Below are 13,670 nucleotides of genomic sequence, written 5' to 3' on the forward strand. Positions count from 1 at the left end.
GAGCAACCGGATTACAAGGACCAACAGGAGCAACCGGATTACAAGGACCAACAGGAGCAACCGGATTACAAGGACCAACGGGAGCAACCGGATTACAAGGACCGACAGGAGCAACCGGAACGGTATTAGATTTTGCGGATTTTTATGCTTTGATGCCCCCTGATAATGCTGCAACAGTTGCAGTCGGTGGAGACGTAGATTTTCCAAGAGACGGACCTTTTAGTGGGGCGGGGATTGCACGTACTGGTGCTGATACATTTAATTTGTCTGCAATCGGTAGTTATCAGGTCTTGTTTCAGGTGAGTGTGACCGAAGCGGGTCAACTAGTTTTAACTCTTAATTCGGGAGCAGGAGCTGTTGAATTAGCTTATACGGTAGTTGGTCGAGCAACGGGTACTTCTCAGATAGTAGGAATGGCTCTTGTGCAAACATCAGTCATCAATTCAATACTTACTGTACGAAATCCTGCTAGCGAATCCACAGCACTAACCATTACTCCTCTGGCTGGAGGAACAGAGTCTGTTTCAGCACATCTTGTTATTACGCGACTTAGATAAAAGCGAAAAATAGAATTGCATAGGTTGTAGGCTATAACTATGAAGTTAAGGGAAATGTTATAAAAGTCCCTTTAAATCTTTTGAGGGAATTTTTATAGGTTTTTAGATATAGTGATTTCTTCTAAAGAAAACTATGTAAAAAAAGCTAGCATAGATCTAGTTTTTTAGATGTTCTAATCTCTTTATTTTTCATATTTTGAATGTAAACTAATGATAAAAAGTTTACATTAGAACTTACAATTGAAATTTCAGCATACAATGCTATGAACATTTACAATATAACCTTGGTCGGTTAATCACCTCAAAAAGAACATGTAGTAATTTCTACATGTTCTTTTTGAGGTGATTAATTTTTAAATATTCCGTATCTTCTAGACTTTTCTTAGTGTATAGTTGTGTCCTTCTGTTTCTTTTCCCTCATTTCAACAGCAAAGTTCATGATCTCTTCCTGTGTTAACTTTTCTTCTTTAATATCACCGAAAATGCCCGAACCAACATATTTCAGGTTCTGTTGCAAAGTTTTTAAAAGTAAGCTAAACTTTTTCAAAACAGAGCGAGGAGAATCACAAATGAGATATTTTAAAGGAAAACAATTTAAGAAAGATATTATTTTAGTAGCCATCGGCTACTATTGTCGTTTTTCTTTAAGCTATCGCGATGTATCTGAACTTTTGAGAGAGCGTGGCATATCGGTTCATCCAACAACTATTATGCGTTGGGTCCATGAATATGGAAATTTGATCTATCAAATCTGGAAAAAGAAAAACAAAAAGGTACAATCATCGTGGAAATTAGATGAAAATTATATAAAAGTGAAAGGAAAATGGCGTTATTTATATCGTGCGATCGATAAGGATGGATATACATTGGATATTCAACTTCGAAAACAAGAGATCATCAGGCAGCATATGCCTTTATGAAAAGATTGGTGAAGGCTTTTGGAGAACCAACGGTTCTTACAACGGACAAAGCCCCAGCGCTACTTTGCACGTTTAACAAATTAAAAGAACAAGGTTTTTATAGACGTACAACTCATTGTACAGTCAAACATTTGAACAATCTCATTGAACAAGACTATAGACATGTAAATAGGCGTTTTGCCAAATCCACAGGATTTCAAAGCCTTCGTCATGCTTCACGTACCTTGAAAGGTATTGAAACCGTTCATGCTCTATATAAACGAAAACGAAGTTTGCAACAACCAAGCTTCGTTTTTTCGACGTATAATGAATTACAACAATTACTAACGATTGAATAAAACCCATCTGCAATCATACCAACTTTTTCTCTGTTAAGAAACTTTGCAACAGAACCTGGTCGTTTATGGCACTTGAGTGGTTACACTAATTCACTAAATATATCGCCTTCTATTCGTTATAGTTTTCAAAATAACTATTTACATATAATTTACATTAGTGTACTATCTATCTAGTACACTAATACAGAGGAGGAAAAAAATGAAAACTGAGTTTTCTCCTAATATCCCCATTTATGTTCAGGTAATGGAATACCTCAAAAAAGAAATTGTAACAGGACGTTTGGCACCAGGTGACAAAATTCCTGCTGTACGTGAATTAGCGGGTGAATTACAAGTGAATCCAAATACAATTCAACGTACATTTCAAGAGTTAGAACGGGAAGGTATTGCTGAGACACGTAGAGGAACAGGGAGATTTGTAACAATTAATGAAGAAATAATTACAGAGCTACGTAAAGAAATGGCAAAAGAGTTGCTTAATAATTTTATAAATGGAATGAATAACTTAGGATTTTCGGAAGAAGAAATTCTCTCAATACTCCGGTCTTCTTTGGAAAAGAAAAGGGAGGAAAACGAATGAAAGAAGTATTGAAAATTGAAAATTTATGGAAAAGATATAATTTAAAAACAGTGATTCAAGATGTAAGTTTAACAATATCAGAAGGGAAAATTATCGGTCTTGTTGGTAATAATGGTAGTGGAAAAACGACATTATTAAAAATGATTTCTGGTTTACGGCTTCCTTCTAAAGGAAGTATTGCAATTGGAGATAAAAAGGTGGCATTAGAAAAAAAAGAAATCGTTTCATTTATGCCCGATAGTCCTGTTTTTGAAAAGTGGATGACTGTAAAAGATGCTGTGTTGTTCTATCGAGATATGTATGCTGATTTTGATTTACAACAAGCAATGGATTTAATAGTCGAGTTTAAAATACCTCTAGAAGAGAACATAAGCATCTTATCAAAAGGAACAACAGGAATATTACAGCTTATATTAACTTTTTCAAGGAAAGCAAAGTTATATGTATTAGACGAACCATTAGGTGGGATTGATCTTATTTCTAGAAAGCATGTATTAGATTTAATTCTTAACTTTTATCGTGAAGATAGTACCATTCTTATTTCGACCCATTTAATAGAGGAAATTGAAAATATATTTGACGAGGTAATCTTTTTGAAAGACGGGGGTATTGTATTGCATGAAAACGTAGAAGAAATTCGTTTTCGCTATGGAAAAGCAGTACATGAGTTATTTAAGGAGGTTTTTGAGAGATGAATCCACTTTTTCGCTATTTATTTAATTGTAATAGAAAAAAGATAGCCGTCTTTTATTTTGGATTTATTACTATTTCGTTGCTTTTTTTATTTAATATGTTGGGACTATCGAAGGTAACAGATCAACTTACAAAGGATATAACATTAGGTATATTTATGTTAATCATAGGTTGCACTGCATTCCTACTTCTTTTAATAGCATTGCCTACTTTTAATAAAATGCTAAAAAATTCCATGATTCGTTATACAGCCATCTCAGGAAAAAAATATATTTATGCAAATTTATTCTTCTTCACATTAATGTTTATTCTTTTATTAGTAATAGGTCTGATTTTTTTATATTATTTTTCTCAAGGTTCCTATGGAGGAAAAGTAGTCGGGGGCTACCAACAAGAATTTCATAAGTTATATGCATATGGATTTATTCATCACGTACTTTCTGTTTTTTTATGGGGAATCGATTTCATGAGTATATTAGTTTCCTGTTATTTCATCATGGTAATTACAAAACTGATTCCTATAAAATCCTCACTGAATAAGATGATTTTATCCATCATCTTCTTGGCTTTATTTTTAACAATCCAAACATTCCTACTGGATTTTTTAAGTAAATTAGAGAAATATGTAATCACCATAAAGAGTACGGGGTTCATAGATAAAAACGGCTTTATTGACACATCATTGTACCCTAGTGAAGGATTCACTATTTTAGATGTATGTTTTACTTGCTTGTTCATAATTGTCCTAACAGCTATTACAGGTCGTATCATTGATAAAAAATTAGAATTATAAAGCTCCACTTTAAAGGTAGAATATATTTAGGAGGAAAAAATGAGAACAACTAATCCAATATTAAAAAAAGACAAATTTCATAAAGAGAAGACAAATGCTTCTACGATGACTATTGGCGGAACGATAGGAAAAACATTCGTTTTGCTTATCTTACTTCTTGCAGCATCTGTCTATTCATACGTACAGATGACACAAGGGAAAATGAAAATACCCGTGTTAATTGGAATTATAATAGTTACTCTAATTGTCGCTTTTGTAGTTATATTCATTCCGCGCATATCCCCAATTTGCGCACCGATTTACGCAGTATTACAAGGTGTTTTATTAGGAAGTATTTCAGCATATTATACAATGCGTTTTGGTGATTCTATCGCTTTAACTGCCGTATTACTAACAATTTCAATTTTATTTGCCATGTTAGTGTTATACGCAACTCGAATAGTAAAAGTAACTAAATATGGTTTTTGGGTTAGCATTAAACTTGAAGACTGGAAAGTCAAAAATACAACCTTCGTTAATTAAGGGGAAATTTTGATTCAGTACCTTAAGAGGTGGCATTATGAAATTGCGTACATTAAAATCATTCAATTAGTGGTATATAGCATTTTTTAATTCTTACGATTGATTAAAGTAATCATTAAAAGCTTTATGTAAGGGTTCATGACTTTAATTTACCTATTAAGTGAGCGCAATAATTTACACAAATTTCTATTTTGGATTAATATAGACAAATGGTTTTTGAGTTGTCAAAGCTCTATCAGAAAGCAAGCCTGTTCCAGGGGACTTGCTTTTTTTGCTATTTATTAAGTATGCAAAAACCGGCAACGTTCCAGCATTGACGGCTTTAGTTACCCTAAAGGGAGCACGACCTAGTGGCGTTTGTTATTGCGTTTTTTACGGTGTTTATGATTATATAGGCGGTAATCAAGCCATTTGCTAAAAATAGCAGACACAACACTAACCACGAGTGGAAAAACAAAATTGGTCAAAGTTAACCTCCTTTCTAAGTCCAATGAATAGACTGAAGGGAGCTAATAATGCTATAAATTATTGCATTGTAATAAAGAAATATGAAGGGCTGCTAGTCTTGTTTAGTGGCTGAAAAGTTATGTTTAAAAATCAATTTAAATAAATATAGATGATATTATAAAATTTAAAAGCTCTGTATACAAAGGCTAAAGCACTGTAAGATAATTGGGAGAATATCAAACAGTACAATAAAATAATGATAATGATTGGAGTAATCCTCAAAATAGATTTATCTATATAAAAGGACAGTTTAAAAAATTCACGGCTAAATCGGGAGAGTGCACCAGTCAACTTTCGTTTTAAATATATTCACAATATAAAATTAGGCTATTTTATATACAACTATTGTACTCATTTTAAAAGTTAGTTTCCGGTGATATTCGGAAATCTCTTCAGATTTTAAAATGAGTTTTTATACTGGTTGTACCTTTGTTAGTAATTGCACAATCAACATCGATAGGTATAAGTGAACGTATCTGTTACTAAATATTTACTTGCTGTTGAAAAGAGAATAATAAATTCTGCTTGGATGAAAAAAACGGAAGATGGGTATAAAAACAAACACAACTTCGCACGAAATACCAATTTTACGCATAATAATGCGATTATATAAAAATCAAATACAGTATCTAGGGATTTCAAGCTCAAATGCATGAATCGTAGTATATTGGTATACGCCATATAATTCATATTTTATATAAGAATAATCAAATGCTGAATTACTCATAAGCAATTTTTATAGTGAATTACATTTTAATTTATAAGAGCTTTTCTTGTGTTGATATCTATCTAACTCCTGATTAACCTTGATTAAATTAACCAATTCACATTTTATAACGAATTTTAAACTGTGTTCATGTATTCATTTTGTTAGAATGTATATTTGAAAATCGTTTAATTTTATATACATATATAATTTTTATCGCCAAATATGAATTTATCACTTGGTTATCTATAACTTTTATTAGAATAACTACACTTTCCCATTCAATTTCGAGTGAATTTTAGTATTTCATAATTAAATTATGTAAATAAGTTCGTGTAAAAATTGAATTTAACGCGAACTTGTGTTCGTGTATTTTTTCTGTTATAGTATATATGAGGTGATTTTTATGGATTACAGCAAGCAACGTCAAAAATCAGTACATCGTAAGAAATTATACGAGAATTTAAATGAAATGCCCTTTTACATAGAAGAATTTGTGGAGTACAAAGAATTGCATGATGCCTCTCCCTCCACCCTACTGAATTATGTATATGATTTTAGAGTTTTCTTTAATTGGCTATTATCTGAACAAATTATTGAATTTAAGCCCATTAAAGACATATCCTTCTCTGATTTGGAGAATTTAAAGAAAAAAGATGTTGAGAACTTTATGAGGTTTTTAAAACTACAACAAAATATGCAGAATTCCTCTGTTAACAGAAAAATTTCAGCCTTAAAGTCTTTATTTAAGTACCTTACCTCCCTATCAGAGAATGATGATGGAGAATGTTATTTTTATAGAAATGTAATGGCTAAAATTGAAATACATAAAGATAAGGAAACATTAAATGCCCGTGCAAAACGTATGAGATCTAAAATATTTCATAATGATGACGATCAAGAGTTTTTGAATTACATAAAGTACGAACATGAAAAATCTTTAACAAAACATCAGTTGTTCTATTTCCTAAGAGATAAAGATCGTGATGTAGCTATTCTTTCCCTCTTTCTTGGTAGTGGTATTCGTGTAAGTGAATTGGCCGATCTTCGTATGGAAGATATAAACTTAAAAGAAAGGCTAATTGATGTAATACGAAAAGGAAACAAAGAAGATTCTGTATGGATTACCCCAATTGCATTGAATGATCTTGAAAATTATATGGAAATTAGAGATAAAAAATATGCTCCAGGGAAAGAATTAAAAAATGTATTCTTATCGAAGTATAAACATACTGCACAGCCTCTTTCAGTTAGGGCTATCCAAGATATAGTAGAAAAATATACTAAGGCCTTTGGTAAAAGAATGTCTCCTCATAAATTAAGACATACATTGGCAAATAAGTTATATATGGAAGAAAAAGACTCGTTACAAGTGATGCAGCAACTTGGGCATACTAGCCAAGATACGGCCTTATTATACACACAGCTTGGAGAAACAACTATTAAAGATAGCTTAGGCAGAATAGGAAAGAATAAATAATAAAAGTTCAGCAATTTTGCATTGCTGAACTTTTATTATTTTCCCTATACTAGGGTTAAAATGATATGTATTATTCATTTCGCATTTGATTTTATTATGTAAAAAATATATAGTTTGAAATCTACATTAATTGGAATATAAAAACTCTCTCTTAGTAGATATAAATAAAAATTTTAGATTTTTACAATTGTTATTTACGTTAAATCGGAATTTAACGAACACTTGAGGGATGTAGGTTAACCTCCCCTCTTATCTCAGGTGTACAAGGACATGAAACTCCAAACTATTTAGACAAGAATATCTAAACTTTCACTTTTAGATATTGGTTGGGACAAGAAACTCTAAACTAAATTTTTATAGATTTACAGAACTATACCCATTTAATCTTGTGTGAAAAACTCCCATTCTTACCTAATAACCTATACCATCATTCTTATTAATTAATTTATTTATATAAAGATAATGAGTTTAAGTGGATTATGGGAGTTACATTAGTTTGAAGGAAAGCTTTTTCCCAACAATTCATATATGATTCAAAAGGTCTATGTATTTTTGAAGTCCTTCAAAATGTTATCTCGAACTTTTCGACACATTGATTTTTATAGAAATACCACGTTCCTATAGAATTTCAGAAACATCGCAATAGCTTAAAGAAAAACAACGGCTACCACGATAATATCTTTCTTGAACTGTTTTCCTTTAAAATATCTCATCTGTTATACTCCTCGTTTGCTTGTTACAGAGTTTAGCTTACTTTAAAAACTTTGCAACAGAACTTTCTTTCTTATTTTTCAAAATAAGCCGCACCAAAGTTTTCATTAAACCTTTTACACCATATAGAAACCGAACCGTATGTACCTACATCTATTCCTTCAGGAATTCCATAGTTTTGGTCTCCTTTGTTTCCCTTTAATTTTCCTAATTCAATATACTGATGATTTTTCACGTCTTCATTATTTTTCAAATGGTTTGTAGGAACTAATACAACTCGAACATCTGGCCCGTTAGATGTTGAAAAATTGGAAAGTCGTAAAACGCGTTTTCCATCCGCTAATTGATGGATTGTTGCTCTTCCGGTTGTTTCATGGATACCATTTTGAAACTGCCCTTCACTTATTACTCGTTCTTGTTGTTGTTTTGTTTCGTTTGATTGTATTTCTGTTTGTGGCAATGCTTCATTCACTTGCTTATCAATAAATAATTTCTCGGGGCGGAACAAAGACCATAAAATTCCCCCGACAATTATAAAACCTCCTATAAGCAATACATGTTTTCTTCTCATAAAATAAAAAACCTCCTGTAACATACTGTGTAGTAGTATGTTAACAAGGAAGTCTTTCATTTCTATAATATAAGTATTACAAAAGTCTTTCAGCGGTCTTATTTTTTTCTGATGTGATGGGAAGAGTAAACCAAAATTCACTTCCTTGTTTGCCGTCTAAACGATCTCTCACACCAATTTCTCCACTATGCATTTCAATCAATGATTTTGTAATGGCTAGTCCGAGACCGGATCCTCCAGATTGTGAACTTCTTGATTGATCTGTTCTAAAAAACCGTTCAAATACGCGTAGTTGGTCATTTGGAGTAATTCCTTCTCCTTCATCACGCAAAATGAATTGGACTTGTTGCTTTTGCTTATTTTCCTCTAAAATCAGCTGGATTGTTCCAGAGACAGGTGAATACCGGATTGCATTATCTAACAAATTACTAATGACCCGTGCTATTTTACACGGCATAATTAAAAGTCGAGGTAATGTCTCAGGAACCTCCAATTGTAAATCGATCTGTTTGTTTGCTAATAAGACAGAATGTGCCTCTAGTACATCCAATAGGACTTTGTCCATATGTATTAAAGTTGGATGAAAATCTACTTGCCCAATTTCTAACTTTGAAAGGTCAAATAAGTCATTGATTAATCCACTTAATCTTTTTATTTCTTTTAAAATCGTAACTAAGTACTGATTTCTCATTTCAGGATCTTCAATCAGATTATCTTGTAATGCTTCTATCATCAATTGTATGCTAGCCATTGGTGTTCGTAAGTCGTGTGAAATATTCGTAATGAGCTCTTTACGTGCTTTTTCCCCTTCTTCTAACTTAGTAAACCCTTCTTCCAAATTTTTGGCCATCTGTTGGAAGGCTGTTGCTAATTCTTTAAACTCCCGTGGTTCTTTTCCAATTATATACCTCGTTTCAAATTGTCTATCGCTAAATTGTTTCGTTAGTTCAATTAAATTTTGAATGGACCTCATGATAGGGCGTGTCATTAACCAGTAAATAAACGTTGAAATAATCAGTCCTACAACCGCAATTACTGTTAATAACCGTGTTTGTTCTGGTTCAAGTAACATTTGCGTTTCACTATACCATATAGCAATTACCAGGATACTGGTACTTAATAAATTCATCAATAACAATTGAATGCGTAATCTCATGTTTCATTTCCTCCATTTGGCTCAAAGCGATATCCTATTCCCCAAACAGTATGAATCCAACGATTCTTTATCGTATGCTTCTCCAGTTTGTCACGTAAACGACTCACTAACACGGTTACTGTGTTTGTGCCCCCTTCATGTTCAAAATCCCAAATAAGTTCAAGAAGTTGCGAACGAGAAAATACTTGTTTTGGATGCTGTGCCATGACATAAAGTACCTCAAATTCTTTCACCGTTAATTCCACTTTATTTTCACAAACAAGTACACATCTCGTCTTTGGATAAATTTTCAAATCTGGAAATTCTATTACTTCTGATAGGGATTCTTTTGCTTGTATCGGTATTTGATTGCCTCTTCTTAGTATAATTTGAACCCTTAATACTAATTCACGAGGTGAAAACGGCTTTGTTACATAATCATCTGCTCCCATTGTTAAACCTAAAATTCGATCTCTTTCCTCTCCCTTAGCAGTTAACATAATAATAGGGACATTTGATTGTTGACGAATTTCCTCACATAATTCCCATCCATCTTTTTTCGGCATCATGAGATCTAAAATAATTAAATCTGGTTGATATTGATGAAATACATCCCAGCCTTCCATTCCATTCATAGCTGTATATACTTCGTATCCTTCTCTTTCTAAATACCGTTTGCATACTTCTCGAATGTTTTCTTCATCTTCTACGATTAAAATCCTTTTTTTCATATATAATCCTCGTTTCTTGTGCATAAATCACAATTGAAATGTTTCTTTTATCTGCTTTCATCTAATAAATCTATGGAACTTGGAGATGCAGAAGTTATCACTGATAGTATTAGTAAGTCGGAATCCAACACTTTGATCTTATATTCATTAAAAATTATTAAAGGTGATTCTATAATTCAGAAGGTAATTTTAACACTTGATTACTTGTATGACTAGGTAAATTCTGTTTATATACCATTCCTAAAAGAATAAATACTGGGGAGTCTTCAGTTTGTGGCGTATGGAGTAGGGGTAACAAATGTATAGAAAGACTTGTTATATTTAGAAATCTATATATACCCCCTATTCATATGGATAGAGGGTACATATATTGCATGGCTCTTTACTTAATACTTTCTAACTCCCATTTGTGATTATTGCCTGGTGCAGTTGTATTCTCAGGTTTTAAAATGAATTCACTAGAAGCTACAACTGGGGCGCTACCATTATCTGCAACAGTACTAGCCCATTATTAACTAACTTTTCACCTTGTAATATCCATTACTATCAAAGACGAAGGTCCTACGGCCATTCTCGACTTGTTGTTTCATGGACATTAGAAATGTACTTCTTCACATGATTAAATTCTTAAAAGAATATCAACGCCCACTCTTTAACCCATTTTCTCATTCACTGATTGGAAGCCATGTTTTTAGTTTTTCAGAGTTATATGATCCAGTTAGGTTGAGGGATCTCATTTAGAGAGTCATATTTATAAAAAACAGACTCTTTTTGGATTATTAATAACCTTTGTGTCCATGACTGTCAAATTTATAAGTCTTCCAAACACCTTTCCCATTATCAAGTTCAACAGTGGTGTTTTGATAAATTGAACCATCTTCTTTGGCATAATAAGTAAAGTACCCGTAATAAGGGAAATGGTATCCACCACCAACAGAGAACCATCCTATCTTAGCTGCTCCAGAATCATCGAAGTAATACCATTTACCATCGATTTCTTGCCACCCTTTTTGCATTACGCCTTTATCATTGAAGTGGTATATTTTACCGTTTTCTTTTTTAAACCCTGTCAACATAGCTTGTCCGTCATTATTAAAATAATATTTTTTTCCGTCAATATTTTCATAACCATCAAAAGTGTAGTGCTTACCATCTTTAAAATAATAATTCTTTCCATCAATTATCTTCCAACCCGAATAGGAAGCTCCATCCTCTAAGCTATAATAGTGCATTGTGACCTTTTCAGTTCCATCTGATTGGAGGAAAGGTCTCTTTCCAGTGAGTCCTGGCTTTCTAACAGAACCGTCTTTCTCAAAGACTACGTGTTTCCCGTTAAGAGTAACAGTAGTAGTACTAGCTAATGCTTTCCCATTCAGATCTGAAGCCCTCTCAAGCACGCCTTTGTTGGAAAAGTGAAGAATGACATGTTGGTCTTCTAGACGCATTTCATTCTTTGTAACTGCGAGATCTTTAAAATAGTAAATTTTACCTTCTATTTCTTTCAGACCCTCTTTAACAAACGCTCCAGAAGCATCAGAATATTGCTCATCTTTCCAGGCTGATCGCTGCAGAACACCAGAATCCTTGAAATGATAGACCTTACCCTCAATCTGTGCATCAGATGAGTTTGATGACACTACCAGGGAGTTAGAATGCGGAGCAAAATAATACGTATTACCTTTAATTTCCTGCCAACCCTTCAAAAGAACTCCTGAAGCATCTGCATAATGATATGCTCCATCTCGTTCTATCCAACTATTCGTTATTAATTTTCCAGAAGCATCGTATGCAGTCCATATAGAGCCATCACTTTTATCATTAGCTTTGAACTCTACTCTTCCATCATACTTCTGTCTATCATGTTCTTTACCAGGGTACCAGTCTATTAACCAGTTGTGAACTTCATCATTGGTTTTTGCAGTGAAACTAATTCCAGATCTGAAAGAATTAGCACCATCGTTTTCCTTCAGGAAGCCTTGAATGTATGGATTACTAGTCAGACGTACTCCATTCTTGTTTACCAAATCAAACTGCCATTTATTAAGAAAAGCGGGGGCTGAGACAAGTTCAAACAATTCATCGTCACCAATCGAATCGGAATATTGAAGAACATTTCCTTCTTTCCCTGAAAGATATTTTGAACCTGCTTTTACCAATACTTTATTGCTTCCTTTTTTATAGGGGATAATTTGATAGGATTCACCGTGATTTAGTGAGCCAAATGCTGCTTTAATAGGTGTCTCTAGGGTATTGGTGATCTCTGCGAATACATTACTTGACCGGTTATTAAAATCTGCTTGAGCTGTAGGGTTATTCGTAACATAATTAGAAAGAACTTCTCTACCTACTGGATGTGAAGTCAATGTTGCTACCTTCTTTTGTTCATCTGTTAAGTAAGAAAAGCGGTCCACCCCTAATCCTTTAAAACCGTCAAGAGAATCTGCTCCAAATTTCTTCTTATAAAATTCGTCAACAAGTACTTTATTTTCACCGGATGTTTTTTCTACGTATATGGTGATACCTTGATTAAGCGCAACCCCGGTTTTTCCTTCATCCAATTGCGCTTTTGTAATGTAAAGAAGATCGTGCTCTGATACAGATTCTGTAAAGGGTTTCAAATCTACAATTGTACCGGGTTCTGTAATCTTAAGCTGTTGCCCCGATTTTAAGTCTTTCATCTCACTTTTTCCATCTGGATATAGTACTTTAATCGTTCTAGTGAAATTGGAATCTCCTTTCGTATGATGCATAGAAATATTAAATTCCCCAGATTTAAAGTTAGAAGCTCTGTAAGACACATTCTCTGCATAGGGGCCAGTGTAATTAGATAAGTCAGGCTCTCCTACAGATATCCCAAGCTTTTCATAAATATCAGCTACAATACCTAATGAAGTAATAGTCACATCCAACACCGTGGCTAAACCTGCGCTAGCTTTGTTCTCTGCAACAGGGGCTAAAGAAAAAAGAATACCTAATGCCGCTGTGGCAGGAATTAATTTCTTACCAATTCTAATTGTTTTAAAGTTTTTTTTCATTTTTGTTTTCCTCTCTTAGTAGAATTTAGTTCAGATTGCTTTAACACAATGCTGTTCTTCACTCTCTACTGGTACTTTTTATTAACGACTGATATAACATCAATATCAGTAAGTTCATCTTAGTTTAAAAATCTTTCATTTCTCTTTCACAAATGTTACAAAAGTCTTTCGTAAATCTTTTTTTTATTTTATATATATATTGTGTTGCTTTTATGAGGGTTAGTTTGAGTGAAACTAATTGGGGTCTTATCACATGCCCATCAAGCTAATATTTTGAAGTATCCCCAAAACGAAAATTCCATCCTTTCATAGTTGTCCATAGGAATTTAGTTCGTTTTTTTCGTTTTGGGGGTGTTATAAAATTCTTAAGTTGATGGCGATGTGGTGCTAC

11 protein-coding genes and 1 pseudogene are annotated in these 13,670 nt (G+C 33.2%); 7 read left to right on the forward strand and 5 right to left on the reverse strand.

The features are described from left to right. From B5P40_RS34140 to xerS, 7 genes are all read left to right on the forward strand, one after another. Positions 1–557 (forward strand): collagen-like protein (locus B5P40_RS34140; RefSeq protein ID WP_309252115.1); only part of this gene is annotated, 557 nt, incomplete at its 5' end. A gap of 569 nt (positions 558–1,126) precedes the next feature. Next, positions 1,127–1,815 (forward strand): IS6 family transposase gene (locus tag B5P40_RS30515; protein WP_258402210.1). Its coding sequence is split into 2 segments (ribosomal slippage): positions 1,127–1,445 and positions 1,445–1,815, totalling 690 coding nucleotides; the frame shifts between segments, so codons are not numbered across the junction. A gap of 199 nt (positions 1,816–2,014) precedes the next feature. Further along, positions 2,015–2,395, forward strand: a complete 381-nt coding sequence (locus B5P40_RS30520; protein ID WP_002191484.1) for a GntR family transcriptional regulator — start codon at positions 2,015–2,017, stop codon at positions 2,393–2,395. Further along, the gene (locus tag B5P40_RS30525) at positions 2,392–3,090 is read left to right on the forward strand and encodes an ABC transporter ATP-binding protein (protein WP_113710449.1); all 699 of its coding nucleotides are present in this window, start codon (positions 2,392–2,394) and stop codon (positions 3,088–3,090) included. Before B5P40_RS30520 ends, B5P40_RS30525 begins: the two co-directional genes overlap by 4 nt. Further along, complete coding sequence (locus tag B5P40_RS30530) at positions 3,087–3,881, forward strand: hypothetical protein (RefSeq protein WP_002191486.1); 795 nt, start codon at positions 3,087–3,089, stop codon at positions 3,879–3,881. Before B5P40_RS30525 ends, B5P40_RS30530 begins: the two co-directional genes overlap by 4 nt. A 39-nt stretch (positions 3,882–3,920) precedes the next feature. Beyond that, positions 3,921–4,403: a Bax inhibitor-1/YccA family membrane protein gene (locus tag B5P40_RS30535; protein ID WP_309252116.1), complete on the forward strand. Its 483-nt coding sequence runs from the start codon at positions 3,921–3,923 to the stop codon at positions 4,401–4,403. A 1,619-nt stretch (positions 4,404–6,022) separates the two neighbouring features. Beyond that, on the forward strand, positions 6,023–7,096 hold the full coding sequence (gene xerS / locus B5P40_RS30540) for a tyrosine recombinase XerS (protein ID WP_002169382.1): 1,074 nt from the start codon (positions 6,023–6,025) through the stop codon (positions 7,094–7,096). Positions 7,097–7,717: 621 nt separating this feature from the next. Here xerS and B5P40_RS30545 read toward each other — a convergent pair. From B5P40_RS30545 to B5P40_RS30565, 5 genes and pseudogenes are all read right to left on the reverse strand, one after another. Then, positions 7,718–7,809, reverse strand: a pseudogene (locus tag B5P40_RS30545) (IS6 family transposase); the annotation flags it as partial. 71 nt (positions 7,810–7,880) lie between these two features. Further along, on the reverse strand, positions 7,881–8,378 hold the full coding sequence (locus B5P40_RS30550; protein WP_078177216.1) for a DM13 domain-containing protein: 498 nt from the start codon (positions 8,376–8,378) through the stop codon (positions 7,881–7,883). A 76-nt stretch (positions 8,379–8,454) separates the two neighbouring features. Further along, positions 8,455–9,534 carry a sensor histidine kinase gene (locus B5P40_RS30555; RefSeq protein ID WP_078177215.1) on the reverse strand — a complete coding sequence of 360 codons (1,080 nt, stop codon included), beginning with the start codon at positions 9,532–9,534 and terminating at the stop codon, positions 8,455–8,457. Then, positions 9,531–10,244 (reverse strand): response regulator transcription factor, encoded by a 714-nt coding sequence (locus tag B5P40_RS30560; protein WP_002069741.1) that lies wholly within the window; start codon positions 10,242–10,244, stop codon positions 9,531–9,533. Before B5P40_RS30560 ends, B5P40_RS30555 begins: the two co-directional genes overlap by 4 nt. Positions 10,245–11,023: 779 nt before the next feature. Continuing rightward, complete coding sequence (locus B5P40_RS30565; protein WP_113710450.1) at positions 11,024–13,279, reverse strand: N-acetylmuramoyl-L-alanine amidase family protein; 2,256 nt, start codon at positions 13,277–13,279, stop codon at positions 11,024–11,026. Positions 13,280–13,670: the final 391 nt, after the last annotated feature.

This window comes from Bacillus sp. SRB_8 (genome assembly GCF_003264205.1).
Taxonomy (GTDB): domain Bacteria; phylum Bacillota; class Bacilli; order Bacillales; family Bacillaceae_G; genus Bacillus_A; species Bacillus_A mycoides.

Excerpts from the sequence above, each read along its gene's own strand:
- B5P40_RS30520 (WP_002191484.1), top strand. The coding sequence starts at position 2,015 with ATGAAAACTGAGTTTTCTCCTAATATCCCCATTTATGTTCAGGTAATG.
- B5P40_RS30525 (WP_113710449.1), top strand. The coding sequence starts at position 2,392 with ATGAAAGAAGTATTGAAAATTGAAAATTTATGGAAAAGATATAATTTA.
- B5P40_RS30530 (WP_002191486.1), top strand. The coding sequence starts at position 3,087 with ATGAATCCACTTTTTCGCTATTTATTTAATTGTAATAGAAAAAAGATA.
- B5P40_RS30535 (WP_309252116.1), top strand. The coding sequence starts at position 3,921 with ATGAGAACAACTAATCCAATATTAAAAAAAGACAAATTTCATAAAGAG.
- xerS (WP_002169382.1), top strand. The coding sequence starts at position 6,023 with ATGGATTACAGCAAGCAACGTCAAAAATCAGTACATCGTAAGAAATTA.
- B5P40_RS30550 (WP_078177216.1), bottom strand. The coding sequence starts at position 8,378 with ATGAGAAGAAAACATGTATTGCTTATAGGAGGTTTTATAATTGTCGGG.
- B5P40_RS30555 (WP_078177215.1), bottom strand. The coding sequence starts at position 9,534 with ATGAGATTACGCATTCAATTGTTATTGATGAATTTATTAAGTACCAGT.
- B5P40_RS30560 (WP_002069741.1), bottom strand. The coding sequence starts at position 10,244 with ATGAAAAAAAGGATTTTAATCGTAGAAGATGAAGAAAACATTCGAGAA.
- B5P40_RS30565 (WP_113710450.1), bottom strand. The coding sequence starts at position 13,279 with ATGAAAAAAAACTTTAAAACAATTAGAATTGGTAAGAAATTAATTCCT.